General features: G+C 61.5%; 26 protein-coding genes. 11 read left to right on the forward strand and 15 right to left on the reverse strand.

Annotated elements, in window-relative coordinates:
• Window position 1 precedes the first annotated feature (1 nt).
• The gene (xseA, locus tag ATY29_RS31155) at window positions 2-1,588 is read right to left on the reverse strand and encodes an exodeoxyribonuclease VII large subunit (protein WP_097533736.1); all 1,587 of its coding nucleotides are present in this window, start codon (window positions 1,586-1,588) and stop codon (window positions 2-4) included.
• A 319-nt stretch (window positions 1,589-1,907) separates the two neighbouring features.
• Between xseA and ATY29_RS31160 the strand changes: the two genes are divergently transcribed.
• Complete coding sequence (locus ATY29_RS31160) at window positions 1,908-2,156, forward strand: hypothetical protein (RefSeq protein WP_003570968.1); 249 nt, start codon at window positions 1,908-1,910, stop codon at window positions 2,154-2,156.
• A gap of 23 nt (window positions 2,157-2,179) precedes the next feature.
• Here the strand turns inward: ATY29_RS31160 and ATY29_RS31165 are convergent, their stop codons facing one another.
• Window positions 2,180-4,021: a hypothetical protein gene (locus ATY29_RS31165; protein WP_097533737.1), complete on the reverse strand. Its 1,842-nt coding sequence runs from the start codon at window positions 4,019-4,021 to the stop codon at window positions 2,180-2,182.
• A gap of 161 nt (window positions 4,022-4,182) precedes the next feature.
• On the opposite strand from ATY29_RS31165, the gene ATY29_RS31170 reads away from it, so the two are divergent.
• Both ATY29_RS31170 and ATY29_RS31175 read left to right on the forward strand, forming a co-directional pair.
• Complete coding sequence (locus ATY29_RS31170) at window positions 4,183-5,190, forward strand: glycosyltransferase (protein ID WP_097533739.1); 1,008 nt, start codon at window positions 4,183-4,185, stop codon at window positions 5,188-5,190.
• Entirely contained in the window at window positions 5,187-5,564 is a 378-nt protein-coding gene (locus ATY29_RS31175; RefSeq protein ID WP_025417542.1) for a GtrA family protein, read from the forward strand. The genes ATY29_RS31170 and ATY29_RS31175 overlap by 4 nt, the downstream gene beginning before the upstream one ends.
• Before the next feature lie 104 nt (window positions 5,565-5,668).
• Here the strand turns inward: ATY29_RS31175 and ATY29_RS31180 are convergent, their stop codons facing one another.
• Window positions 5,669-6,655, reverse strand: coding sequence for a Gfo/Idh/MocA family protein (locus ATY29_RS31180; protein ID WP_025417541.1), 987 nt, complete (start codon window positions 6,653-6,655; stop codon window positions 5,669-5,671).
• A gap of 177 nt (window positions 6,656-6,832) precedes the next feature.
• Here ATY29_RS31180 and ATY29_RS31185 point away from each other — a divergent pair, with 177 nt between their 5' ends.
• Window positions 6,833-7,780: an aldo/keto reductase gene (locus tag ATY29_RS31185; protein WP_025417540.1), complete on the forward strand. Its 948-nt coding sequence runs from the start codon at window positions 6,833-6,835 to the stop codon at window positions 7,778-7,780.
• Window positions 7,781-7,791: 11 nt separating this feature from the next.
• On the forward strand, window positions 7,792-8,235 hold the full coding sequence (locus ATY29_RS31190) for a GNAT family N-acetyltransferase (protein ID WP_097533741.1): 444 nt from the start codon (window positions 7,792-7,794) through the stop codon (window positions 8,233-8,235).
• On the opposite strand, the gene ATY29_RS31195 is transcribed toward ATY29_RS31190, so the two are convergent.
• Window positions 8,225-8,842, reverse strand: a complete 618-nt coding sequence (locus tag ATY29_RS31195) for a hypothetical protein (protein ID WP_097533743.1) — start codon at window positions 8,840-8,842, stop codon at window positions 8,225-8,227. The genes ATY29_RS31190 and ATY29_RS31195 overlap by 11 nt on opposite strands.
• A gap of 147 nt (window positions 8,843-8,989) precedes the next feature.
• On the opposite strand from ATY29_RS31195, the gene ATY29_RS31200 reads away from it, so the two are divergent.
• Entirely contained in the window at window positions 8,990-9,487 is a 498-nt protein-coding gene (locus ATY29_RS31200; RefSeq protein ID WP_003570984.1) for a YciE/YciF ferroxidase family protein, read from the forward strand.
• A 48-nt stretch (window positions 9,488-9,535) separates the two neighbouring features.
• Here the strand turns inward: ATY29_RS31200 and ATY29_RS31205 are convergent, their stop codons facing one another.
• Window positions 9,536-10,423 carry a LysR family transcriptional regulator gene (locus ATY29_RS31205; protein WP_025417538.1) on the reverse strand — a complete coding sequence of 296 codons (888 nt, stop codon included), beginning with the start codon at window positions 10,421-10,423 and terminating at the stop codon, window positions 9,536-9,538.
• 148 nt (window positions 10,424-10,571) lie between these two features.
• On the opposite strand from ATY29_RS31205, the gene ATY29_RS31210 reads away from it, so the two are divergent.
• Together ATY29_RS31210 and ATY29_RS31215 are read left to right on the forward strand one after the other, a co-directional pair.
• The gene (locus tag ATY29_RS31210) at window positions 10,572-11,567 is read left to right on the forward strand and encodes an aldo/keto reductase (protein ID WP_003570987.1); all 996 of its coding nucleotides are present in this window, start codon (window positions 10,572-10,574) and stop codon (window positions 11,565-11,567) included.
• A 107-nt stretch (window positions 11,568-11,674) separates the two neighbouring features.
• Window positions 11,675-12,034, forward strand: coding sequence for a nuclear transport factor 2 family protein (locus ATY29_RS31215; RefSeq protein WP_003570990.1), 360 nt, complete (start codon window positions 11,675-11,677; stop codon window positions 12,032-12,034).
• A 54-nt stretch (window positions 12,035-12,088) separates the two neighbouring features.
• Here ATY29_RS31215 and pheT read toward each other — a convergent pair whose 3' ends face one another.
• The 5 genes from pheT to infC form a co-directional block, all read right to left on the reverse strand.
• The gene (gene pheT, locus ATY29_RS31220) at window positions 12,089-14,512 is read right to left on the reverse strand and encodes a phenylalanine--tRNA ligase subunit beta (protein WP_097533745.1); all 2,424 of its coding nucleotides are present in this window, start codon (window positions 14,510-14,512) and stop codon (window positions 12,089-12,091) included.
• A 16-nt stretch (window positions 14,513-14,528) separates the two neighbouring features.
• Window positions 14,529-15,611 carry a phenylalanine--tRNA ligase subunit alpha gene (gene pheS / locus ATY29_RS31225; protein ID WP_025417535.1) on the reverse strand — a complete coding sequence of 361 codons (1,083 nt, stop codon included), beginning with the start codon at window positions 15,609-15,611 and terminating at the stop codon, window positions 14,529-14,531.
• 144 nt (window positions 15,612-15,755) lie between these two features.
• The gene (gene rplT, locus ATY29_RS31230; RefSeq protein WP_003570995.1) at window positions 15,756-16,160 is read right to left on the reverse strand and encodes a 50S ribosomal protein L20; all 405 of its coding nucleotides are present in this window, start codon (window positions 16,158-16,160) and stop codon (window positions 15,756-15,758) included.
• A gap of 38 nt (window positions 16,161-16,198) precedes the next feature.
• Window positions 16,199-16,402, reverse strand: coding sequence for a 50S ribosomal protein L35 (gene rpmI / locus ATY29_RS31235; protein ID WP_003570998.1), 204 nt, complete (start codon window positions 16,400-16,402; stop codon window positions 16,199-16,201).
• Between the two features lie 324 nt (window positions 16,403-16,726).
• Window positions 16,727-17,263 (reverse strand): translation initiation factor IF-3, encoded by a 537-nt coding sequence (gene infC / locus ATY29_RS31240; protein ID WP_012559640.1) that lies wholly within the window; start codon window positions 17,261-17,263, stop codon window positions 16,727-16,729.
• A gap of 178 nt (window positions 17,264-17,441) precedes the next feature.
• Here infC and ATY29_RS31245 point away from each other — a divergent pair, with 178 nt between their 5' ends.
• On the forward strand, window positions 17,442-18,266 hold the full coding sequence (locus ATY29_RS31245) for an alpha/beta hydrolase (protein ID WP_003571001.1): 825 nt from the start codon (window positions 17,442-17,444) through the stop codon (window positions 18,264-18,266).
• 107 nt (window positions 18,267-18,373) lie between these two features.
• Here the strand turns inward: ATY29_RS31245 and ATY29_RS38065 are convergent, their stop codons facing one another.
• Entirely contained in the window at window positions 18,374-18,520 is a 147-nt protein-coding gene (locus ATY29_RS38065) for a hypothetical protein (RefSeq protein WP_244597479.1), read from the reverse strand.
• Here ATY29_RS38065 and ATY29_RS31250 point away from each other — a divergent pair.
• Entirely contained in the window at window positions 18,450-19,019 is a 570-nt protein-coding gene (locus ATY29_RS31250) for a transglutaminase-like cysteine peptidase (RefSeq protein WP_244597478.1), read from the forward strand. The two genes, ATY29_RS38065 and ATY29_RS31250, sit on opposite strands and share 71 nt — an antisense overlap.
• Window positions 19,020-19,253: 234 nt before the next feature.
• Here the strand turns inward: ATY29_RS31250 and mbfA are convergent, their stop codons facing one another.
• On the reverse strand, window positions 19,254-20,237 hold the full coding sequence (mbfA, locus tag ATY29_RS31255) for an iron exporter MbfA (protein WP_003571005.1): 984 nt from the start codon (window positions 20,235-20,237) through the stop codon (window positions 19,254-19,256).
• Between the two features lie 171 nt (window positions 20,238-20,408).
• On the opposite strand from mbfA, the gene ATY29_RS31260 reads away from it, so the two are divergent.
• Window positions 20,409-20,876 (forward strand): group III truncated hemoglobin, encoded by a 468-nt coding sequence (locus tag ATY29_RS31260; protein WP_003571007.1) that lies wholly within the window; start codon window positions 20,409-20,411, stop codon window positions 20,874-20,876.
• Between the two features lie 3 nt (window positions 20,877-20,879).
• Here ATY29_RS31260 and ATY29_RS31265 read toward each other — a convergent pair whose 3' ends face one another.
• The 3 genes from ATY29_RS31265 to ATY29_RS31275 all read right to left on the reverse strand — a co-directional run bounded on the left by ATY29_RS31265 (window position 20,880) and on the right by ATY29_RS31275 (window position 23,454).
• Window positions 20,880-21,773: an EamA family transporter gene (locus ATY29_RS31265; protein WP_097533747.1), complete on the reverse strand. Its 894-nt coding sequence runs from the start codon at window positions 21,771-21,773 to the stop codon at window positions 20,880-20,882.
• Window positions 21,774-21,867: 94 nt separating this feature from the next.
• Window positions 21,868-22,419, reverse strand: coding sequence for a recombination regulator RecX (recX, locus tag ATY29_RS31270; RefSeq protein ID WP_097533827.1), 552 nt, complete (start codon window positions 22,417-22,419; stop codon window positions 21,868-21,870).
• Between the two features lie 9 nt (window positions 22,420-22,428).
• On the reverse strand, window positions 22,429-23,454 hold the full coding sequence (locus ATY29_RS31275) for a histone deacetylase family protein (protein ID WP_097533749.1): 1,026 nt from the start codon (window positions 23,452-23,454) through the stop codon (window positions 22,429-22,431).
• Between the last annotated feature and the right edge of the window lie 74 nt (window positions 23,455-23,528).

Raw genomic sequence — 23,528 nt, forward strand, 5'->3', positions numbered from 1 at the left:
CTCAGAACAGACTTCCCTGCTTCGAGGGATCGCCCGCTTCCTGCCGAGTGGGTCGCTTCTTCAGCGCCGCGGGCGCTGTGCCGCCCTCGGTGGTGACGGCGCCGATGCGGCCGTCGGAAAATTCGATCGAGACCGCGGCACCGGCCGAAAGAGCGGCGGCCTGCGACACCGGCCTGTCTTCGTCGTCGCGGATCACCGCGTAACCGCGCTTCAGCACATTTTTATAGGAGAGCGACTGCAGCACGCGGTCCTGCGCCGCAAGCGCAGCTTTTGCCCGGATCAGCCGATGGGACGTCGCGATATCGGCGTGCCGGATGAGATTGGCGAGATGGTCGCGGGCGCGGCCGGTTTGCGCCTGCAGGCGAGCGGGCAGCGAGGCGAAGACCGCCTCGGCGCGGTCGACACGGGATGTCGAGCGATCGATCAGCCGTTCGACCATGCGTTCGGCCCGCACCATGCGCTCGTTGAGCGTCTGGCGGCGCTCGGCGATGCGATTGGACAGCACATCAGGGCGCAGATGCGCGGCGACACGCTCGAAGCCGCGGCGTTTGTTGATGGTGTTGAGTTCCAGTCCGCGGCCAAGGCCGGCCGCCGCTTCGTCGAAACGCCGACGCGGCAAGGCGAGCAGCTGATCGAGCGACGGCAGAGCCCGCATCAGGGCGCGCACCGACTGGCGGCGCTGATCCATCTGTCGGTTCATGCAGCCCTGCAGCCGCGCGGCAAGGGTGGCGGCCTGCGCCTCGAGCTCCGCCTTGACCGGCACTGCCATTTCCGCAGCCCCGGTCGGCGTTGGCGCTCGGACATCGGCGGCATAGTCGATCAGCGTCCAGTCGGTTTCGTGGCCGACGGCCGAGATCAGCGGTATCCGGCTTTCGGCCGCAGCACGCACGACTATTTCGTCGTTGAAACTCCAGAGATCTTCCAGGCTGCCGCCGCCGCGCGCGACGATCAGCACGTCCGGACGCGGGATGGCGCCTGAAGGTTCCAGCGCGTTGAAACCGCGGATGGCATTCGCCACCTCCTCGCCGGAGCCCTCGCCCTGGACCTTCACCGGCCAGACGAGGACATGCACTGGAAAACGATCCGAGATACGGTGAAGGATATCGCGGATGACCGCGCCGGTCGGCGAGGTGACGACGCCGATCACACGAGGCATAAAGGGCAGCCGCTTCTTGCGGGCGGCATCGAACAGGCCTTCGGCGCCGAGCTTGCGCTTGCGCTCCTCGATCAGCGCCATCAGCGCGCCGGCGCCGGCCGGTTCCAGCGTCTCGATGACGATCTGATATTTCGAGGAGCCGGGAAAGGTCGTCACCTTGCCGGTGGCAATCACTTCCATGCCCTCTTCCGGACGGAACTTCAGCCGCGAGAAGGTGCCCTTCCAGATGACGGCGTCGATGCGCGCACGATCGTCCTTCAGCGAGAAATAGGCATGGCCCGAGGAGTGCGGGCCACGATAGCCTGATATTTCGCCGCGCACGCGAACCTGATCGAAGGCCGTTTCGACGGTGCGCTTGATCGAGCCGGAAAGCTCCGAAACCGAATATTCGGCAAGGTTGGTCGGCGAATCGCTGTCGAAGACGTTGCTCATCCCTTGTTTCTATGTCGATCGGCAGGAAACTGGAAGGTCGCGTCCGCCGACGAAGCCTGTTTTCCCGGCTGTCGAGCTCGTTGGCGGCGGCCGCAGTCTGCGTTACTCATCGTCTGTATGCGGTCGCGGAGCTTGGCGGATGAACAGTGAAATCGGGTAAATCCGTTTGGTTGCGGAACGCATAGTTACAATGCGCGTTATAGACGAAAGGGATTGCTAACCACCGCAATTCAAAGGCTTTTCGGCGGGCATTGCCGGTAAGTCTTTGTTAGCTGGCGCTTCCTATGCTTCCCCTCGTTATCTCTGGGAAGGTGCTGAAATGATTACTCTCACAGCAGCAGCATTGGGCATCAGCGCCGGGCAAACGCGCTCGGCTGCCGCGATCGCGTTGATCGCCGCGCTCATTGGAATAACCTTCGCGTTGGCGGCGATAACCTCGCCCGGCCCGGTCTCAATCCTGGCCTTCGTCTACGCCGTCCTCGGCTATAATGGCGGCCTCATGCTCTTCGTGCTCGGGCTCTATGCCAATACGCGCCTTCGCCGCATGACGACGCGCGTTTCCCACTAAAGGATTGGCCAAAACTGCCGGCGTCAATTCGCCGCCGGCCGATAGCGAAAGAACTGAACGCCGACGTTCGCCGCCTTCGGAAGCGGCGCCAGATAGGGCGGTATATTTCCCTTGCCGAGTTCGGCATAGAGCCCATGCGGTTTCAACTTGGCAATCTCTCGCGTCTGTAGATCACCGGGACAGAAGCCAAGCTCCGTCACACCAGCCCCCTTCAGGAAGGCTTCTGCCTCCTGCGGCTCCGCCAGCCCGATGTGCAGTTCCGTCAGCATGCCGCGCTGATTGCGGTGGTAGGGCGCGGAAAGAACCCGGTTTTGCGTAAAACGGAGGATCGGCACGCCCATTTCCGAGGGTGCGGAAACCAACCCGGCCGGAAGACCGGCAATCGGCGCCAGTGCCTGCCTCGATGTGCAGGAAAGCACCTTTTCCGCCGCCTGCTTCTGCGCGCCATTGCCCATCTGCAGCGAGACAAGTCCGCCGCCGAGAGCCCAGGCGGCCGGCACGCTTGCGAGGACAGTCACGATATAAACGAAGGCGGCGGCAACGTTCTCGCTGTCGCTATTGGAGATCCGCCTGATATCGATGATCAGCAGGGCAAGTGGCAGAATGGAGAGTAGGTTCGAGAAAGTCGAGCCGCGCACCTGGACCAGCGCAATCGCCCAGCTCGTGGCCAGCAGGAAAAGCAGGACCAGATGGACCTGCATGCGGTCGCGCCGAACGATGCGGAAGATGCAGACCGCGATGCCGAACAGGCCGGCCGCATAGAAGCCACCGATGGAGAAGGGATCGGTGCGAGCAAGAACGAAGGCCGACTGTGCTTCCGACACATTCCTCAGCCAGAGTTCGACCAGCATCGGATCAAGACCGGCGAGCGGATCGCTCAGGCATTGCGGCGCAATCACTATCGCCGAACCGAAAACACCGGCACCGACCAGGCCAAGCGCCGCAAAGCGCAACAGCCGATGCAAGTGGCTCGTGACGACCGCCGAGAACAGCAGCAACCCGCCGCCGATTGCCGCCAGGCTGTAGTAACCGAGCGAGAGATTGTCGCAGGTGACCGTCGAATAGAGCCGGGGCGGAACCGTTGCGACAAAGAGAATGCTGATCGCAATTGCCAGCGCCAAGCCGAAGGCCTTCGCGGCGGCGGCGAATTCTTCCCCTTCCCACGCCCAGAGTAAAGCGATGGTCAGACAGACGGCAGCGACGAACGGCGTCGTCTCGGCGCCGATGGCGATGGCAACCGCGGCCGCCACACCGGCAATCGCATAACTCCAACCGCGCCGATGTGGATCCAACAACATCGCCACCATCGTCGCAACCAGCGCCAGCTGCGCATTGTGATGATCGATGGCGCCCGGCGCGAAACGGTTGCCGGTGTAGATCGCAAGACCGGTCATGCCGAGACAGATATGCATGCCGGCAATACCGCCGATACGCCGCCCGGCAACGGCCATGGCAAGCATGGCGGGCAGGACGAGCGAAACCGGCCAGATGGCGAGCGCCAGGGCCTCGGCTGTCTCGTGGCGCGCAAACAGGCCGAAGAACCAGACCAGCGAAGCGATCGGCAGATCGATCAGCCGCGACCAGTGCATCAGCGTGCCGCCACCGAGGCCGAGGCGATATTGCATCAGATCGAACCATCCCTGCCCGGCGAGAAAATCGCGGACCTCGATGAGACGCATTCCGTCGTCATTGTCGGGACCGACATAATCGGTCGCGGTGGAAAGCTTGGCGACGAGGAGGATGGTGGCGAGAATAACGCTATAGGCAATGACGGTTGGCCACAGGCGCATCATCAGCCTCCCCAACCCGCCCCTTCGGGCGGCGGTCACGGATGCGGCATTGGCGATCGGCTGCACGGCGTTCATCGTGGTTAGCGCTTCGTTTCCAGATGGCCGAAGCTTAGCCGTCGCCGATCAAGAAAGTGTAAAGCCGATTGCGGCAGCGGCCGATTTTGCGCTCGTCATAGGGTCTTATTAACGGCGCGTGATTTAGGCTGCGTGCGGCTTTAAGTGTAACGAGTAGAGTCATGGCCCGATCGCGTACCGATAACCCGAACATTGCCGTTCTGCTTCCCTGTTATAACGAGGCAGCGACAATCGGTCCCGTAGTGCGAGGCTTCCGCGCGACGCTGCCGGAGGCAGCGATCCACGTCTATGACAATAATTCCACCGACGGCACCGCGCTGCAGGCGATGCTTGCGGGCGCGCAAGTCGTACGCGAACGGCGGCAGGGCAAGGGCCACGTCGTGCGCCGTATGTTCGCCGATATCGACGCCGACATATACATCATTGCCGACGGCGACGGCACTTACGCGCCAGGCGATGCCGAAGAGCTGGTGCGGACACTGCTGACCGAGCGCGCCGACATGGTGGTTGGAACCCGACGCGGCGTTCACGCAGATGCCGGCCGTCAGGGCCATGCGCTCGGCAACCGGCTTTTCAACCTGCTCTACCGGACGATCTTCGGCCCCGACTTCACCGATATCTTTTCCGGCTACCGCGCTTTCTCGCGCCGCTTCGTCAAGAGCTTCCCAGCGGTGTCAGGCGGTTTCGAGATCGAAACCGAAATGTCCGTGCACGCCTCCCGGCTGAAGCTGCCGGTCAGCGAACTGGAACTCGATTACGGCCGCCGGCCGGAAGGCTCGCATTCCAAGCTTTCGACCTTCCGCGACGGCGGCAAGATCCTCTGGATGTTCGCCATGCTGATGAAGGAAACCCGGCCTTTCGCCTTCTTCAGCACGATCAGCGCCACCTTCATGCTGGCAAGCCTCGGCTTCATGGCGCCGGTGCTGGCGGAATATTTCGCAACGGGCCTCGTCAGCCGCATGCCGACCTGGGTGCTGTCGATGGCGCTGATGATGATCTCCTTCATGCTGTTTACCGCCGGCGTCATCCTGGATTCGGTGGCCCGCGCCCGCGCCGAACAGCTTCGTATCCACTATATGAGCCTGGAGACGCCGAGCGCGGTCAAGGCGCCTCTCAGCCAAACAGCGCCCGTATCGCGCGCGCGTCCCGGCAAGGCGGATGCGGCATGAGAAAGCTCATCCGCTTCACTATCGCCGGCGGCATCGGCTTCCTCGTCGATGCCGGCGTCCTGTCGGGGCTGCTCCATCTGACGCCGCTCGGGCCTTTTCTGGCACGGCTCGTCGCGATCGCCCTCGCAATGGCGGCGACCTGGGCTTTCAACCGGAGCTTCACCTTCGAGCGCACCAGTCGTTCTCTTGCCGCTGAAGGCTTTCGCTACGGTTCGGTGGGGGTAACGGCAGCGCTGGTCAATTACGGGCTCTATTCGGCGCTTCTGCTGTCGCTGCCGGCACTACAGCCGCTTGCAGCCATGGTGATCGCCAGCATCGCCTCGATGGTCTTCAGCTTCTTCGGCTATTCGCGCTTCGTCTTCCGCGCCGAATAATTATAGCGCCGCGCGCCTTTTTCGGACGCGCAAAGGACGCTGTCACACCTTGAATCTGCCGATAATCCTTTCCGAAAATCGATTCCGATTTTCGGGGTTATGCGCTAGACCGCCTCCCAGCCGTCCTTCTCGCTCGCCCGGTAGATCGCGTCGATCACCTTCTGGTTCAGCTTCGAATTTTCCAGCGTGACGATCTCTTCCTTGCCGTCCTTGACCGCCCGCGCGAAGGCCTCGACCTCACGCTTGTACTGGCGGCTGTCCTGGAAGCGGAAGATACGCGATTCATTGTGGCTGCGGTCGGCGAGCTCGATCTCCTCAGGCCCCCAGCGATTGGCGTTGAAAGGCGATTTGACCTCGATATAGCCGTCGGTGCCGTGAAAGACCATCATCTGGCGGTTGGCCATTTGCGTCGAGATATAGAAGCTCAGCTCGAAATCGCCGAAATCGGCCTTGACGCTCGAATAGATATCCGTGCCAAAATCCAAATCGCGTTCGGTGATCGCCTGGATCCGCAACGGTTCCTTGCCGGTAGAAAATCGGGTGCTCATGACAGGATAGACGCCGATATCGGGAAGGCCGCCGCCGCCGAGCTCGGGAATGTTGCGCATGTTGGCGGCATCGCGGTTGAAATAGGTGAAGGCGCCCTGCACATGCCGGAGCGAACCGATTGCACCCTGGTCGATCAGCGCGCGCACCTTCAGCCAGACCGGTGAATAGGTGATCATGTAGGCTTCGGTGACCACCACGCGGTTGCGATCGCGGGCGGCGATCACATCGTCGATATCGCCTGATTTCAACGCAATCGGTTTTTCGCAGAGCACGTGCTTGCCGGCATCGGCTGCTTTGATCGTCCATTCTATATGCTGCGAGGTCGGCAGCGGGATATAGACGGCGTCGATGACGTCGGAGGCCAGCATCTCCTCGTAGGAACCGAAGGCATGCGGCACGGAGAAGCGGTCCGCCATCTCCCTGGCGCGTGAGAGATCACGGCTTGCAATCGCCGTGACGACGCAGTTTTCGGCGTCCTGGATTGCGGGAACGACATTGTCGCGGCCGATCTTCGCCGTTGAAAGGATACCGAAGCGCAACATATCAATCTCCCAAAGCTGATGTCCGCGAACCTTATTCAGGCCCTAGCTGCAGCGCAATGGCGCGACTGGAAATCACGGAAGTTTGGTTTCCCTGATCCCGGGATCGCGCTAGGTTAGTTCAGGCGGCGTTCTGCCCTAACTGCGATTTCAAACATTTCAGTCATTTTGGAGAGCGTCATGGAAATGCGCCGGCTTGGAAAAACAGGTCTTTCAGTCGCGCCGATCGTCATCGGCGGCAATGTCTTCGGCTGGACGGCCGACGAGAAAACATCCTTCGCCATTCTCGATGCCTTCTTCGATGCCGGCCTGAATACGATCGATACGGCAGATGTCTATTCGGCCTGGGTTCCCGGCAATAAGGGCGGCGATTCCGAGGAGATCATCGGGCGCTGGCTGAAGCAGGGCAAAGTTTCCCGCGATAGAGCCGTCATCGTCACCAAGGTCGGTTCGGACATGGGACAAGGGAAGACGCTCAAGGAGAGCTATATCCTGAAGGCGGTCGAGGATTCACTCAGCCGGCTGCAAACTGATTATATCGATCTCTATCTCTCGCACTGGCCGGATGCCGATACGCCGCACGAGGAAACGCTCAGCGCCTTCGCCAAGCTGAAACAGCAGGGCAAGATCCGCGCCATCGGCTGCTCGAACTACGATGCGACGCTGCTGCAGGCCTCGTTCGACGCGGCCGAAAAGGCCGGCCTGCCGCGTTACGACGTGGTTCAGCCGGAGTATAATCTCTATGAGCGCGCAAGCTTCGAGTGGCAGCTTGCCGATCTCTGCGTCGGCCAAGATATCGGCGTCATCACCTATTTCAGTCTCGCCGCCGGTTTCCTCACCGGAAAATACCGCAGCAAGGCCGATACGCAAGGCCGCGCCCGCGAGGGTCGCGTCTCGCAATATCTCGATGACAAGGGTCTGCGCATCCTGGCGGCACTCGACACGGTTTCGGCCGAGACCGGCGCCAAGCCCGCGGAAATTTCGCTCGCCTGGCTGTTGCGCAAGAAGGGCGTGACGGCGCCGATTGCCAGCGCCACCAGCCTTTCGCAGCTTGAAAGCCTGGTGAAATCGGCGACACTCCAGCTTTCCCAAGAGGCGATGTCGCTGCTCGACGAAGCCGGCGCCTGAAAGGAACTCCCATGACCGTGACAATCCGCGATGCCCGGCCGGAAGACGAAGCACGCTGGCGCGAACTTTGGGCTGACTATCTCGCCTTTTACGAGGTCGCGGTCGATGCCGATATCAGCGATCTGACATGGCGCCGGATCTTCGATCCGGCGTCGGCGATTGCCATGCGTGTCGCCGTCGTCGATGGCAGACCGATGGGCTTTGCGCTTTATCTCACCCATGAGGGCACGTGGATCCGCGGCAGGGACTGCTATCTCGAAGACCTGTTCGTCGATCGAGAGGCACGCGGCCAGGGTGTCGGGCGGGCGCTGATGGATGATCTCGTCGCCCTCGGCAAGGCAAATGGATGGTCGCGGCTCTATTGGCATACGAGTGAGCAGAACAAGACGGCGCGGGCGCTCTACGACAGCTATGTCGAAAGCGACGGGCACATCCGCTACCGCATCAGCTTTTGAACGCGGGAAAACCCTCGTACCACTCGGAATGCCGCCCCTCCCAATTCGCCATGCCCGGTTTGGTGAGGATGCCGCGTGGGCTGATATAACTCTGGATCACCCGCTTCGGCCGTTCGTGCCACTGGATATTGAAGGCCCAGAGCTTGGGGAAGAAGCAGAGCGAAGCATAGGGCAGGTGGTCGTGGATCCACCAGGCAAGCCGCTGCCAGTCGCTTTCCTCGCGGAAATGGTCGAGCATCCACGGCACGGCGACGCAGACTGCCGCGCCCATGCAGCCCTCGAAGTCCCGCATGTCCCAGATGTGATGGGCTGATGTGGCGGCGTTGGTCGAACAGTTGAGATTGTTCTCGTTGCCGAACCTGTTGACGGCGGGTGAGCGATAGCCGGAGCGGATATGCAGGCGGCCGAAGGTCGCCTCCAGCGGCTCCAGCAATTCCTGGCAAAGCCTCCTGCCCGCCTCGATCGCCAGATCGGGGTCCTCGGGGATATTGGGGATGCGGTAGAAATCGGCGATTTCGGAATGCAGGAAGTCGCGCAAGAAGAAGTTTTGCGATAGCCGCACCCGGCCAAGTTCTTCCAGCCCCTTCATCGAACCCGGCTTTCGCATGCCTCTCCTCCTTCGCATCGACGGCAGGAATCATCGTCCGCCGCAGATTTCCAGTCCACCCGAAATCGATCGGGAACAATTTGCGCAATCCTCGCTTCTTAATGTGTCGCCGCATTCGCGGCCTTCCCCGGAACAAGGATCGAGAACATGGCCAAGGAAAAGACGTTGGAAGATCTCTTCTACGATACGCTGAAGGACATCTATTTTGCCGAACGGCAGATCTTGCGCGCTCTACCGAAGATGGCGCGCGCCGCCCAATCTCCCGAACTGAAGGCAGGTTTTGAAAAGCACCGCGAGGAAACCGAAGGCCAGGTTGAGCGCCTGCAGCAGGTTTTCGAACTGATGGGCAAACGCGCCCAGGGCAAGACCTGCGAGGCGATCCAGGGCATTATCGCCGAGGGCGAGGAAATCATGGAGGAGTTCAAGGGCACGGCGGCGCTCGATGCCGGCCTGATTTCGGCAGCCCAAGCCGTCGAGCATTATGAAATCGCCCGCTATGGCACGCTGAAGACCTGGGCCGCGACGCTCGGCCTCAAGGATGCCGTTCGCCTGCTCGACCAGACGCTGCAGGAAGAAACGGCGACCGACAAGACGCTTTCCCAGCTTGCCACCACAGCGGCAAACCAGAAGGCCAAAGCTGCCTGACGGAATGAAGAAAACGGGCGGCAGGCCTGACCAGCCGCCCGCATTTTTCTAAACATATTTGAAGAAATCGATGAAGGCGCGCAGCGCCGGCCGCATCTGCCGCCGGGTGGGATAATAGAGAAACGGCCCGGGATAGGGTGCGCACCAATCTTCCAGCACTCTCACGAGCCTGCTTGCCGCCAGTTCCGCATGCACCCGCATATCGAAGAGATAGGCAAGGCCGGCGCCGTTCAGCGCCGCCAGCAGGGCCAGCCGGTCTTCGCTGACAACGAGCGGCCCGTCGACCGCAACGACCAATTCCTGCCCATCCTTTTCGAATTCCCAGCGATAGATCGAGCCGTTGGTGAAGCGCCGTTTGATGCAACGGTGATGGACGAGATCGCGGGGGTGCTGCGGTTTCGGATAGCGCTCGAAATATGCAGGCGAGGCAGCGATCACCGTCGTCAGACTGGGCGAGAACCTCACCGCGATCATATCGGCTTCCAGACTCTCTTCCAGTCTTAGGCCGGCGTCGAAACCTTCCTTGACGATATCGGTGAAACCGTCCTCATTGGCGATCTCAAGGGTGATATCGGGATAGAGATTGAGAAAGTCGCCGAGGCGTGGGGCAAGCAGCAGATCGGAGGCAAAGCGCGGCGCCGTGATGCGCAGGTTTCCGGCCGGTTTGCTGCGGGTATCGCGGACGGCCTCAAGGGCAATATCGATCTCCTCCAGCGCCGGACGCAGCCGTTCGAGAAGCAGGCGGCCCTCTTCCGTCGGCGCGACACTGCGGGTGGTGCGCGCCAGAAGCCTGACACCCAGGCTTTCCTCCAGGTTGGCGATCGCATGGCTGATGGCCGAAGGTGCGACGAGCAGTTCCTTGGCCGCGGCGCGGAAGCTGCGATGCTCCGAGACCGCGGCGAGCACGGCAAGTTGTGAGAGCTGTGTTCTGTTCATTGATCTAAAATATAGAACAGCCCGTTAGATACTGCACGTATTTTCTGATCGATGCGACAGCGATATGGTTTGTCCGTACCGCAACGACCTCTCTGAGAGCATGCCCATGCTCAAGCGGTTCAAAATCAGCTCAGAAAAGGAGCACATGATGAAAACCCGGAAACTCGGAACCGATCTCACCGTCTCTGCCGTCGGCCTCGGCTGCATGGGTATGAGCTTTGCCTATGGCGCCAGCGATGAGGCGGAATCGGTGAGGACGCTTCATCGCGCCATCGACCTCGGCGTCACCTTCTTCGACACCGCCGAAGTCTATGGCCCCTTTACCAACGAGGCCCTTATCGGAAAGGTGCTGAAGCCATTCCGCGACCGCGTGGTGATCGCCACCAAATTCGGATTCAAGATCGATACCAGCCAGGCGGGTGCTGCCGCCATCGCTGGCGTCGACAGCCGCCCCGAGCACGTGCGCGAGGTCGCCGAGGCCTCGCTGAAACGGCTCGGCATCGAGACCATCGACCTCTTCTACCAGCACCGCGTCGATCCCAACGTGCCGATCGAAGAAACGGTCGGCGTCATGGCCGAGTTGGTCAGGGAAGGCAAGGTCCGCACCCTCGGCCTCTCGGAAGCGGGCAGCGCCACCATCCGCCGCGCCCATGCGGTCCACCCGATCACAGCGCTGCAGAGCGAATATTCGCTCTGGACGCGCGATCCCGAAGAGGATGTGCTTGCGACCTGCCGCGAACTCGGCATTGGCTTCGTGCCCTACAGCCCGCTCGGCCGCGGTTTCCTCACCGGAACGATCCGCAAGCCGGAGGATCTTGCCGCCGACGATTTCCGCCGGCAGGTGCCGCGTTTCCAAGCGGAAAATATTGACGCCAACGCCGCTCTCGTCGCCACGCTCGGAGAGCTTGCCGCCGAAAAAGGCGTGACGGCAGCGCAGCTGGCGCTAGCCTGGGTGCTGGGCCAGGGCGACGACATCGTGCCCATCCCCGGGGCGCGCAAGCGTCACCATCTCGAACAGAACGCCGCTGCGGCCAATATCACCCTTAGCGCGGCGGAGCTCGAACAGCTCGGCCGGATAATCCCCCTCGGCGAGGTGGCCGGCAAGCGCTATTCCGACTCCTTGCTTTCCATGACCAACCTCTGAACTCCGACCGAAACAAAGAGCGAAAGCCCGGCCTGATGCTGTCGGCCGGGCTTGCCTTCGCGCCAGGCGAAACTATCTAACGCCATCTCGGAAAACGGGATGAAAACATGTCGGACAGGCAGGCAGTCGAACAGACGGTTCACCTTTATGTCGAAGGCATGGCCTTCGCCAATGAAGCAGCCTTGAAAAAGGCCTTTCACCCGAAAAGCTCGATCATCGGCCATTACCAGAACGCGGTGGAATGGCTGACACGGGACGAATTCATCGCCGCCATCCTGGCGGAGGAGCCGGCCCCGCCCGGCACGCAACCGTTCATGGATATCCAGAGCGTCGATGTCGAAGGCGATGCGGCCAGCGTCAAAGTCACCGACGATTTCGCGGGAATGCGCTTTACCGATTATCTCTCATTGCTGAAGATCGAAGGCCGATGGACGATCGTCAGCAAACTCTATCATCTCCACACATAAGAAGACCGGCCGCTTTCGGCGACCGGTCCATTGTTTTGTGGGACGACGGCAGGATCAGCTTCTGAGAACGCCGCCGGTGAATTTCGTGACGCTGGCGACGATCTTCTGCGTCAGCGCCTCGAAATCCTCATCCGTCAGCGTGCGCTCGACCGGCTGGATCTGAACCTCGATCGCCACCGACTTCTTGCCCTCGCCAACCGATGCGCCCTCGAAAATGTCGAAGACATTGACGCCGGTCACCAGCTTGCGGTCGGCGCCGGTGGCAGCCTTGACGATAGCGCCGGCTTCGACCGTTTTGTCGACGACGAAGGCGAAGTCGCGCTTGACCATCTGGAAGGGCGACAGTTCGAGCGCCGGCTTGGTGCGCGTCGCCTTGCGCTTGGCTTCCGGCATGGCGTCGACATAGACCTCGAAGCCGCAAAGCGCGCCAGAGACATCGAGCGCTTCGAGCGTCAGCGGATGGAATTCGCCGAAATAGCCGAGCACCACCTTCGGACCCATCTTGATCGTGCCGGAGCGGCCGGGATGATACCATTCCGGGGCACCCTGCTCGATCTGGATATTGCCCATCGGTAGGCCGCAGGCTTCGATGACGGCGAGCGCATCGGCCTTGGCATCGAAGACATCGACCGGCTTGCCGCCGCCCGTTGCGGCGTTCGACCACATGCGGCCGGCGCCTGATAGTGAGGCCGTCCCGCGGCGGATGCCGCCGGCAACGCGGCGCTGACCCTCCGGCCTGTCATTCTCATAGGTGCCGGAGACCTCGAAGATCGCCACGTCGCCATAGCCCTTGTCGGCATTGCGCTGGGCGGCGGTCAGCAGGCCCGGCAGCAGCGAGGGGCGCATATCCGACATTTCGGCGGCGATCGGGTTGGCGAGCTTGAGGGCAGGCGAACCGCCGCCGAAGAGCTTTGCCTGATCCTCCGGAATGAACGACCACGTGACGGCTTCGAGCATGCCGCGCGAAGCCAGCGCCCGCTTGGCGATGCGGGTGCGGATCTGCAGCGTCGTCAGGATCCTGCCGTTGACGGCGGCATGGCTTTCGAGCGGCGCCGGCTTGATATTATCGACGCCGTGGATGCGCATGATCTCCTCGACGAGATCGGCCTTGCCGTCGACATCGGGACGCCAGGAGGGAACGGCGACGGAAACGCGTTCGCCGGAACCGGAGACCTTGAAGCCGAGGCGCGTCAGGATCGTGTCGCTTTCCTCATTCGAAACTTCGAGGCCGGTCAGGCGCTTGACCTCGGAATAGGGGAAATCGACGATCTTCGGTTCGTAACCCTTATAGCCGACGACCTCGGCCTTGGCGGCGGTGCCGCCGCAGAGTTCCAGCACCAGTTCCGTGGTGCGTTCGAGGCCGGGAACCATGTATTCCGGATCGACGCCACGTTCGAAGCGGTAGCGGGCGTCGGTGATGATGCCGAGGCTGCGGCCCGATTTGGCGATGTTCATCGGGTCCCAGAGGGCCGATTCGATCAGCACGTCAACGGTGTTCTCGTCGCAGCCGGAATGTTCGCCGCCCATGATCCCGCCGATCGATTCGATACCGTCTTCATCTGCTATCACGACGTTGTTCGGGCCGAGTTTGTATTCGCGCTGGTCGAGGGCCAGCAAGGTCTCGCCCTCCACGGCGCGGCGGACGGTGAGATTGCCGTTGACTTTGGCGGCGTCGAAGACGTGCATCGGCCGGCCCTGATCGAAGGTCATGTAGTTGGTGATATCAACAAGCGCATTGATCGGGCGCAGGCCGATGGCGGTGAGCCGCTGCTGCATCCAGCGCGGGCTCGGACCATTTTTGACGCCGCGCACCAGACGCAGCGAAAAGCCCGGGCAAAGCCTGGGATCGTCGAGATCGAGCGTCAGCTTCACCGGCGTCTCGCCGTCGACGGCGAAAGACGGCGCCGGCCGGCTCTTCAGTGTGCCAAGGCCGGAAGCGGCGAGATCGCGGGCGATGCCGTGGATCGAGGTGCAGTCCGGCCGGTTGGGCGTCAGATTGATCTCGATGACCGGGTCGTCCAGATGCGCATAGGCGGCATAACTCCTTCCGACCGGCGCGTCCTCGGGCAGGTCGATGATACCGTCGTGACTGTCGGAGATCTGCAACTCCTTCTCGGAGCACATCATGCCGTGGCTTTCGACGCCGCGGATATTGCCGACGGCAAGCGTCACGTCGATACCGGGAACGTAGGTTCCCGGGGCTGCAAAGGCACCGACGAGACCGGCGCGCGCATTCGGGGCGCCGCAGACGACCTGGACCGGCGCACCAGCGCCGGTATCGACCATCAGCACCTTGAGGCGGTCGGCCTGCGGGTGTTTTTCAGCCGAGAGAATTTTGGCGATGACGAAAGGCTTGAACGCCGCCTTGTCGTCGACATCCTCGACCTCCAGCCCGATCTGGGTTAGGCGCGTGCAGATTTCATCGAGGCCGGCATCCGTTTCCAGATGTTCCTTCAGCCAGGAGAGCGTGAATTTCATCGTCCCAATTCTCCGTTCAAGCGCTGAGGCCGCCGAACAGCGTCGGCATGTCGAGCGGGCGGAAGCCGTAATGCGTCATCCAGCGGACGTCGGCGTTGAAGAAGTCGCGCAGGTCGGGCATGCCGTATTTCAGCATGGCGATGCGATCGAGGCCCATGCCCCAGGCAAAACCCTGATATTCGTCCGGATCGAGCCCGCCATAACGCAGCACGTTCGGATGGACCATGCCGCAGCCGAGGATCTCCATCCAATCGGTGCCTTCGCCGAACTTGACGATCGGGCCGGAGCGATCGCACTGGATATCGACCTCGAACGAGGGCTCGGTGAAGGGGAAGAAGGACGGACGAAAACGCATCGTCACGCCGTCGACCTCGAAGAAGGTCTTGCAGAACTCCTCGAGCACCCAGCGTAGGTTGGCGACATTAGCCTTCTTGTCGATAACAAGGCCTTCGACTTGATGGAACATCGGAGAATGCGTGGCGTCCGAGTCCTGACGGTAAGTCTTGCCGGGAATGATGATGCGGATCGGCGGCTTCTGCGTTTCCATGGTGCGGATCTGCACCGGTGAGGTATGGGTGCGCAGCACCTTGCGCTCGCCATTCTCATCCGGGTTGAAGAAAAAGGTGTCGTGCATCTCGCGGGCCGGATGGCCTTCGGGGAAATTCAGCGCGGTGAAATTGTAATAATCCGTTTCGACGTCAGGACCTTCGGCGATCGAGAAGCCCATGTCGGCGAAGATCGCGGTGATCTCGTCGACGATCTGGCTGATTGGATGGATGCGGCCGCGCTCGGCGGGCGAGGAGCGCACCGGCAGGCTGACATCGACCGTTTCGGCCTTCAGGCGAGCGTTGACCGCGGCCATTTTCAGCACCGATTTGCGTTCGGCGATCGCGTCCGTCACCTCGTTCTTCAGGGCGTTGATCGCAGCACCCCGGGTCTGGCGTTCCTCCGGCGTCATAGCGCCCAGCGTCTTCAGGAGTTCGGAGACCGAGCCCTTCTTGCCGAGCGCGGACACGCGCACAGCTTCGAGCGCGGGCTCATCGCCAGCGGCGGCAATTTCGGCAAGCAAAGGCGATTTAAGCTGGTCGATATCTGACATTGTCTTCTTTCCGTCCAGATCAGGCGGCGTTCGAAAGGCGGGCTGGAGAGGCCGGCGCAAGGAGTACAGAGAAAGAAAAACCCGCGCTAGCCCAAACCAGCGCGGGTTTCCCAAATCATAAATTCAAAGCTTGGGAAGCGCTGGTTACTTGACCGCGCCTTCAAACTCGTTCGCCGTGCCGGCTTCCTTGAGGTACTCAAGAGCCTTCTTGGCAGCGCTAACCAGCGCGCCGAATGCTTCCGGCTCGTGGATCGCCATATCGGAGAGAACCTTGCGGTCGACTTCGATACCAGCCTTGTTCAGGCCGTCGATGAAGCGGCCGTAGGTCAGGCCGAATTCGCGGACAGCAGCGTTAATGCGCTGGATCCAGAGCGCACGGAAGTTGCGCTTGTTGACCTTGCGGTCGCGGTAGGCGTACTGCTTCGAACGATCGACAGCAGCCTTGGCGGTACGAATGGTGTTCTTACGGCGGCCGTAAAAGCCCTTCGCGGCCTTCAGAACCTTCTTATGCTTGGCATGGGCAGCGACGCCCCTTTTTACACGTGCCATATCACGATCTCCTTAAATCTAGCGTTCGCGGACGAGTCTCAGAGACCGTTCGGCAGGTAATTCTTGATAACCTTGCGGCCATCCGGTTCTGCGAGAACCATGGTGCCACGTGCATCGCGAATGAACTTGTTGGTACGCTTGATCATGCCATGGCGCTTGCCGGCAGCGGCAGCCTTGACCTTGCCGGTTGCGGTGATCTTGAACCGCTTCTTGGCAGAGGACTTCGTCTTCATCTTGGGCATTTTGCTACTCCTTGCTGTCCTCCCTGCGCGCTTTATCAAAAAAGCCCTCTCGCGAAGTCCGGTTCTCCGGCCGTCGCAACAAGGTGCGGGAGCGTTTGTTGTTGATCTGCGGCATCGGCGACGAACCGTTCCGCAAGCATTCGAAACTGCCACGGCATGCCCTGCCGGTCAGTTCGGACGCGCGCTTATAACCGCAGCGTCCTGAAAGTGCAACGGGGGCTGCGGAGGAATCTTCGCCCTCCAGTACAAGGACCGAAAGTACAAGCGCCGAAAGCACAAAAGCCGCCCTTGCGGACGGCCTTGGGGCGAAAAGGTGCCTGGCGCTTACTTCGGCGCCAGTACCATCATCATCTGGCGGCCTTCGAGCTTGGGCTCGGCTTCGACCTTGGCGAACTCGGTCGTATCAGCCTTGACCTGCTGCAGAAGCTTCATGCCGAGTTCCTGGTGGGCCATTTCACGGCCACGGAACTTCAGCGTCACCTTGACCTTGTCGCCTTCATCGAAGAAGCGACCCATCGCCTTCATCTTCACCTCATAATCATGGGTGTCGATGTTCGGGCGCATCTTGATTTCTTTGACTTCGACGATCTTCTGCTTCTTGCGCGCCTCGGCAGCCTTCTTCTGGTTGGCATATTTCAGCTTGCCCAGATCGAGGATTTTGCACACAGGCGGTTCGACATTAGGGGAAATTTCGACGAGATCGAGGCCGGCTTCCTCTGCCATTCTCAAGGCCTGGTCGGTAGGCACGACGCCCATATTCTCGCCGTCAGCTCCGATCAGCTGAACTTTGGGAATGCGGATTTCACGGTTCGAGCGCGGTCCGTCCTTCACGGGCGCGTCGGTTTTAAAAGGTCTGCGAATGGTCGTATTCTCCTCGCGTTGTTTTCGGAATGTTGCAGCCTCGCGCTCCCGATCTGGGTGCACAAACGTGTCGCGTCATTGCTGCAACGGAGTCAATATCATCCTTTAGCGGAAAAATCACCCGCTGTCAGCCTGCCAAGAATCTGTTTTATAGGCCAAAACAACAGGAGTTTCGCCGATGTCCGATCAGATGCCGAATGCCCAGCCGCAGTTCCTGACGGTCGGCGAGGGCGAGGCGGCGCGTGATATCGCTATCATCGTCCGTTCGGCCCAAGCCGGTGGCGACGCACCGGCGCTCGTCTGGTTATCCGGCTATCGCTCCGACATGAGCGGCACCAAGGCAGTCGAACTCGACGGACTGGCGGCGGAGCTTGGGCTTGCCTGCATCCGCCTCGACTATTCCGGCCACGGGCTTTCCGGCGGCAGCTTCAGCGACGGCACGATCTCGCGCTGGCTGGAGGAGGCGCTGGCCGTCATCCGTCATGTCTCGCCTGAACGGGTGATCCTCGTCGGCTCCTCGATGGGTGGCTGGATCGCGCTCAGGCTGGCGCAGGAACTTGCGCGGCAGGGCGGCCCGAAGCTGGTGGGCATGGTGCTCATCGCGCCGGCGCCGGATTTCACCTCAGAACTGATCGAGCCGAACCTCAAGGCCAAGGAGCGCAAATCGCTTGCCGAGCGCGGCTATTTCGAAGAGCGCTCGCAATATAGCCCGGAGCCGAATATCTATACCAAGGCGCTGATCGAGGACGGCCACGAAAACCGGGTGCTCGACGGCATCATCGAAACGGGCTGCCCGGTGCATATCCTCCAAGGCATGAAAGATGCCGACGTGCCGCATGCGCATGCGATGAAACTGGTCGAACATCTTCCCGCCGACGACGTGGTGCTGACCTTCATCCGCGACGGCGACCACCGCCTTTCCCGCCCCGGCGATATCGCGCTTCTCCTCAGCGCCGTCAAAGGCATCCTCGCTTCATCGGCTGACAGGAAGATGCCCGCCTGAAGAGTAGCGACCCCAAATACGCTCCCGAACTTGTTGCATTTTAACCATATCGGCGAGTCGCAAGGCGCTCCCAAGAAGTAACGATTGACTCTTCTCGGGCCTCTCCATTAACACTTTGTTAATAAATAAGGGGCGATGCGAGAAAGATCGGGCGTGCGGATGAAGGGTATTTTTGTGGCCATGATGGCCATGTTTGCGATGGCGACGGCCGCAATACCGGCCCCCAGCAGAAATGCTTCCATGGTGACGGGCAATGCCACCTCCCAGCCGATCGGACACTATGATTTCTGTCAGATTCACCGCAGTGAGTGCGGTGCAAACCGCAATTCCGGCCCGGTCGAGATGACCTCGGCGAAGTGGTCGCTGGTGCGTTCGGTCAACGCCACCGTCAACCGCACCATCACGCCGATGACCGACAAGGAAATCTACGGCAAGGACGAGGTCTGGGCCTACCCGACCACCGCCGGCGACTGCGAGGATTTCGCGCTGTTGAAGCGCCGCATGCTGATCCAGCGCGGCTTTTCGGCAGCCGACCTGCTGATGACTGTCGTGCGCAAGCCCGACGGCGAAGGTCATGCCGTGCTGACGCTGCGCACCGCCGAGGGCGATTTCGTGCTCGACAACCTCGCCTCCGACGTCAAGCCGTGGTTCGGCACGCCCTATTCGTTCGTCAAGCGCCAGTCGAGCTACAATGCCGGCCGCTGGGTTACGATCGAGAACGGCCGCGACGTTCTGGTCGGCGCGCTGCGGTAGGGATTTCCGGGGGGAATGTGGGGAAAGAAGGCTGGCGAAAGCCGGCCTTCTGCTTTTCGGAGATGCAGATGCGCTCTTTCCAGTCCCGATGAGGGCTGATCGCTATGCCGCACCATCGTATGAGATAAGGTATTGGTTGCCCCACCGTTTCCCGGCCCTTCGCTTTAGGCTCAGGGCGTTCGTTGCTGCAATCGATTCACTGGATCGATTGCTCGGGCTTCGCCCGACCGCAACTCACCCATTCCCAATCAAAATGCCGGCGCCGAGCACCAGGCCGCCGCCGAGCACGACCTGGAAGGCAGCGCGCAGGAAGGGGGTTTCCATGTAGCGGTTCTGGATGAAGGCGATGGCCCAGAGTTCGAAGAAGACGATGATTGCGGCGGTGATCGTTGCGGTCCAGAAGTGCGGGATGAGGTAAGGCAGTGCGTGGCCGAGGCCGCCGAGCGCCGTCATGATGCCGCAGGCAAGGCCGCGCTTGACCGGTGAGCCGCGGCCGGAAATCTTGCCATCGTCATGGGCGGCCTCGGTGAAGCCCATGGAGATACCGGCGCCGACGGAGGCCGAAAGACCGACGAGGAAGGTCTGCCAGGTATCCTGCGTGGCGAAGGCGGCGGCGAAGATCGGCGCCAGTGTCGAGACCGAGCCGTCCATCAGCCCGGCAAGACCCGGCTGCACATAGGTCAGCACGAATTGCCGATGCACCGCCTCGTTCTCGTCGCGCTTGACATCCTCGGGCGTGTGTTTGTCGCCCAGCATGCGGGCGATATCTTCATGCCCCTGTTCGGCAAGCGCGAGATCACCGAGAAGTTCGCGCGTCGAGGCGTCCGAAGTCCGTTTTGCCGCCTCGACATAGAAACGGTAGGCCTGCTCCTCCATGGCTTCGGTCTCCTGCCGCATCGCATCCAGCGACAGGTTTGCCCTGAGCCAATCGGGTTTGCGCTCATAAAAGCCGTGCACATGCTCGCGGCGGATCAGCGGAATGCGCTCGCCGAAGCGCTGACGATGGATCTCGAACAACGACTTGCGATGCGTGTCCTCGACCTCGGCCATATCCTCGAAGACCTTGGCCGAGGCCGGGAATTCGCGGCGCAGCCTGTCGGCATAGGCGAGATAGATGCGGGCATCGTCTTCCTCGGAGGCGATCGCAAGGGCGAGGATTTCCTGTTCGGAGAGCGACTCGAAAGACCGTTTCGAGGATCTGAAAAACCGCGCCAGCATAACTTTCTCCAATGATTTAGAATAATTCTAAATCTAAAGAAGGCGGCGGTGACGGTCAAGGGCATGCCGCAGGCCTGCTGACAGATTGCCGCAAGCGGCACAGGCGACTTTGGCTCGCCGCCACAAACACCTATATGAGGACTGCCGCATCACGCGGCGCCGGGGTTTATGATGGACAATGAGATTCAGGGCCGCCCTGCCCATGTCGCGGCGATCCGCGAAAGGGCGGAGGCCGAAATGCGGGCGATGGGCGTCGATGAGGCCTTCATCGACAGGCTGGTCGAGACTTTCTACGGGCGCGTGCTGGAGCACCCCGATCTCGGGCCGGTGTTCGATGCCAGGCTCTCCGGCCGTTGGCCGGAGCATATGGAGAAGATGAAGAGCTTCTGGTCGGCCGTCGCCTTCCGCAGCGGCGCCTATGGGGGCAAGCCGGTGCAGGCCCACACCGGCGTTTCGAAGCTGACGCCCGATCTCTTTCCGAAATGGCTGGCGCTGTTTACCGCAACGCTCGACGATGTCGCGCCCTCACAGGAGGCCAAGGAATGGTTCATGGCGACGGCGGAACGCATCGCCAAAAGCCTGACGCTCTCGCTGTTTTACAATCCCGCGCTCGACGATCCCGCGAAGAAGACGGGCTGATCTTTATTGCCTGGCAGAAAAGGTCGCGCCGGCGCTTGCGGCGACGACCAGCGCCGTTCCGGCCATCTGCAGAAGCGTCATCGGCTGGGCCAGGATGACGAAGCCCGCCAGCGCGGCAATGGCCGGTTCCAGGCTCATCAGAATGCCGAAGGCGGCCGTCGGCATCCGCCGCAAGGCGATCAGTTCCAGCGTGTAGGGCAGCAGCGGCACCAGAATGGCAAGACCCACCATTTCAATCAGACCATAGCCATCGAGCGCCGGCACGGCGCCGGCAAAGCCGAAGGGTGTCGCGACCAGTGCGGCAACCATCAGCGACATCGAGAGCCCTTCCAGCCCCTTGAAGCTCGCACCGATCTTTTTCGTCAGGACGATATAGATCGCCCAACCGGTTCCCGCGCCGAGCGCAAAGAGAATACCCTCGATATTGCCAACCCAGCCGTCGCCGTTATGGGCGAGAGCCAGAACGCCGAGCCCGGCAAGGAGGGGCCAGATCAGACGCCGGCCGAGGCCGTAGCCGATGGTGGCCACGGAGAGCGGGCCGAGAAAATCGATCGCTACGGCCAGCCCGAGCGGAATGCGTTCGATTGCCGCGAAGAAGCTCATGGTCATCAGCGCGGTGGTCGTGCCGAGAACCAGCGCGCTCGTCCATTGCGCCCTGGTGTAGCTGACGATACGCGGCCGCACGAAGACGGCGAGAATGATGGCGGCAAAGGCGAGGCGCAGCCAGGAGGCGCCAGCCGGTCCATAGGTTGTGATGGCCGAGGAGGACAATGCCGCGCCGAACTGGATCGACGACATGGACATGAGGCACATCAGCCCGCCGACCGCCACGCCGTCGAATGCTGGTGACGCCCCTGCGGTCAGCGTGCCCACTCCGGCGTTTGCTTTTTCTTCCATGGTCGCCCCCCGATTGTGCGCTCTTCTTACGAAGACGGCTTGCGAGCGACAAATTCAAACTTCTGATCCAGGCAGAAAGAGCCTTGATGCAAAATCAGCGACGGCCGGCAAGGATGACCTCTTCGGCATCTTCAAAGCTCATCTCGAAAACCTGCCTGCCGATGTCGAAGCCAAAGCCGTTGCGGGCAAACGCCGAAAGCTCCTTGGCCTTCCGTTTTTCGTCGAGCTCGACCCGGCGGAACGGGCCGAAGGCACGTTTGCGGGCGAATATCGCCGCCGCATAGAGATCGTCAGTCTCTCCGAGCGCAGCCTCGACCTTGTCGCTCGCGACACCCTTGGCAGCAAGCTTCTGGGCGATGGCGCGCTTCGATTTGCCGCCGCGCACCGCAGAGCGCGTGCTGATCTCGGCATAGGCGCCATCGTCAAGCACCTTGTTGTCATAGGCAAATTTGACGGCGAAATCGGCGACGGCCTTGAGTTGGGCCGCGCTGATATCCTCGAACTTCTCCTTGGCCCGGCGAGTGATGGCGTCAAACAGCTGCTTTTCCGTCATCATTCGCCGCTCCAGGCGATAGATGGCGGAGTTGCGGGCCCAGCTCAGCATACGGGGTGTCGGGATATCGGATGGAACTGTCTCGTTGGTCATATCAAGCAATCAGGCTTCCAGACCTTTGAGGACATTGGCGACGTTGAGGCCGATCTCCGGCACGCCATAACCGCCCTCCATGCAGGTGACGACGGGCAGGCCGGCGGCGGAGATCATCTCTCCCATGCGAATGAAGTCCTCCGATTTCAGCTGGAAGAAGGAGATCGGATCACGCTCGAAGGTATCGACGCCGAGTGCCACGACGATCGCCTCGGCGCCGAAGGTTTTGATGCGGGCGAGTGCGTCGGCAAGCGCCGAAGACCAGACATCGAAGGGCGTGTGGGGCGGCATCGGATAGTTGCGGTTGGCCCCTGTGCCCTCCCCCTCGCCTTCCTCGTCGGCATGGCCGAGGAAATAAGGGAAAGCGTGCATGGGATCGCCATGCAGCGAGGCGGTGAAGACATCGCCTCGGTGATAGAAGAGATCCTGCGTACCGTTGCCGTGATGGAAATCGACATCCAATACGGCGACCTTCTTCGCGCCGTGATCGAGCAGACGCTGGGCCGCGACGCCGGAATTATTGATGAAACAATAACCGCCGAAGAGATCGATGCCGGCATGATGTCCGGGTGGGCGGCAGAGCGCGAAGGCGAAACGGTTGCCGGCATTCAGCCAATCCGCGCCTGACACCGCGCAGCGCATCGAGGCGATCGCCGCCTCGTAGGAGCCCTTGGTGATGGAGGTATCGGCGGCATTGGCATAATGGCCGATGGCACCGACGATATTGTCGGGCACGCGCTGGCTGGTGCGGCGGACCGGGAAGGAATTGGCGATCGCTTCGCCGGTGAAGCCAGCCGCCACCCAGCGATCCCAGACGGTGGCGAGGAAATCGAGATAGGCGGGATCGTGCACTTTCCGGGCCGTCTCCAGCCGATGCGCATCCGGCGCCACAATATCCCAGAAACCCGCTTCCTTCACCGCTGCCAGGATCCATTCGGCCCGGAACGGCGCCTCGAAAGGCGTCACCAGTTGGCCGGCATGGAGCTCGGTCCTGGCATCGCGCAGCTTATGGTCCTCGGAAAAGATGACGCGCATTTCGGATTCGTCCTCGATTTAAATTCTAGACTTACATGGCTCGGCCGCGACAAAAAAGCCGGCGCGTCGCCCTT

This window comes from Rhizobium hidalgonense, from assembly GCF_002914525.1.
GTDB classification, from domain to species: Bacteria; Pseudomonadota; Alphaproteobacteria; order Rhizobiales; family Rhizobiaceae; genus Rhizobium; species Rhizobium hidalgonense.

What these genes read in the sequence shown, in the direction of transcription:
- xseA (WP_097533736.1), bottom strand. Translation starts at nt 1,588, where the DNA reads ATGAGCAACGTCTTCGACAGCGATTCGCCGACCAACCTTGCCGAATAT.
- ATY29_RS31160 (WP_003570968.1), top strand. Translation starts at nt 1,908, where the DNA reads ATGATTACTCTCACAGCAGCAGCATTGGGCATCAGCGCCGGGCAAACG.
- ATY29_RS31165 (WP_097533737.1), bottom strand. Translation starts at nt 4,021, where the DNA reads ATGAACGCCGTGCAGCCGATCGCCAATGCCGCATCCGTGACCGCCGCC.
- ATY29_RS31170 (WP_097533739.1), top strand. Translation starts at nt 4,183, where the DNA reads ATGGCCCGATCGCGTACCGATAACCCGAACATTGCCGTTCTGCTTCCC.
- ATY29_RS31175 (WP_025417542.1), top strand. Translation starts at nt 5,187, where the DNA reads ATGAGAAAGCTCATCCGCTTCACTATCGCCGGCGGCATCGGCTTCCTC.
- ATY29_RS31180 (WP_025417541.1), bottom strand. Translation starts at nt 6,655, where the DNA reads ATGTTGCGCTTCGGTATCCTTTCAACGGCGAAGATCGGCCGCGACAAT.
- ATY29_RS31185 (WP_025417540.1), top strand. Translation starts at nt 6,833, where the DNA reads ATGGAAATGCGCCGGCTTGGAAAAACAGGTCTTTCAGTCGCGCCGATC.
- ATY29_RS31190 (WP_097533741.1), top strand. Translation starts at nt 7,792, where the DNA reads ATGACCGTGACAATCCGCGATGCCCGGCCGGAAGACGAAGCACGCTGG.
- ATY29_RS31195 (WP_097533743.1), bottom strand. Translation starts at nt 8,842, where the DNA reads ATGCGAAAGCCGGGTTCGATGAAGGGGCTGGAAGAACTTGGCCGGGTG.
- ATY29_RS31200 (WP_003570984.1), top strand. Translation starts at nt 8,990, where the DNA reads ATGGCCAAGGAAAAGACGTTGGAAGATCTCTTCTACGATACGCTGAAG.
- ATY29_RS31205 (WP_025417538.1), bottom strand. Translation starts at nt 10,423, where the DNA reads ATGAACAGAACACAGCTCTCACAACTTGCCGTGCTCGCCGCGGTCTCG.
- ATY29_RS31210 (WP_003570987.1), top strand. Translation starts at nt 10,572, where the DNA reads ATGAAAACCCGGAAACTCGGAACCGATCTCACCGTCTCTGCCGTCGGC.
- ATY29_RS31215 (WP_003570990.1), top strand. Translation starts at nt 11,675, where the DNA reads ATGTCGGACAGGCAGGCAGTCGAACAGACGGTTCACCTTTATGTCGAA.
- pheT (WP_097533745.1), bottom strand. Translation starts at nt 14,512, where the DNA reads ATGAAATTCACGCTCTCCTGGCTGAAGGAACATCTGGAAACGGATGCC.
- pheS (WP_025417535.1), bottom strand. Translation starts at nt 15,611, where the DNA reads ATGTCAGATATCGACCAGCTTAAATCGCCTTTGCTTGCCGAAATTGCC.
- rplT (WP_003570995.1), bottom strand. Translation starts at nt 16,160, where the DNA reads ATGGCACGTGTAAAAAGGGGCGTCGCTGCCCATGCCAAGCATAAGAAG.
- rpmI (WP_003570998.1), bottom strand. Translation starts at nt 16,402, where the DNA reads ATGCCCAAGATGAAGACGAAGTCCTCTGCCAAGAAGCGGTTCAAGATC.
- ATY29_RS31245 (WP_003571001.1), top strand. Translation starts at nt 17,442, where the DNA reads ATGTCCGATCAGATGCCGAATGCCCAGCCGCAGTTCCTGACGGTCGGC.
- ATY29_RS31250 (WP_244597478.1), top strand. Translation starts at nt 18,450, where the DNA reads ATGGCCATGTTTGCGATGGCGACGGCCGCAATACCGGCCCCCAGCAGA.
- mbfA (WP_003571005.1), bottom strand. Translation starts at nt 20,237, where the DNA reads ATGCTGGCGCGGTTTTTCAGATCCTCGAAACGGTCTTTCGAGTCGCTC.
- ATY29_RS31260 (WP_003571007.1), top strand. Translation starts at nt 20,409, where the DNA reads ATGGACAATGAGATTCAGGGCCGCCCTGCCCATGTCGCGGCGATCCGC.
- ATY29_RS31265 (WP_097533747.1), bottom strand. Translation starts at nt 21,773, where the DNA reads ATGGAAGAAAAAGCAAACGCCGGAGTGGGCACGCTGACCGCAGGGGCG.
- recX (WP_097533827.1), bottom strand. Translation starts at nt 22,419, where the DNA reads ATGACCAACGAGACAGTTCCATCCGATATCCCGACACCCCGTATGCTG.
- ATY29_RS31275 (WP_097533749.1), bottom strand. Translation starts at nt 23,454, where the DNA reads ATGCGCGTCATCTTTTCCGAGGACCATAAGCTGCGCGATGCCAGGACC.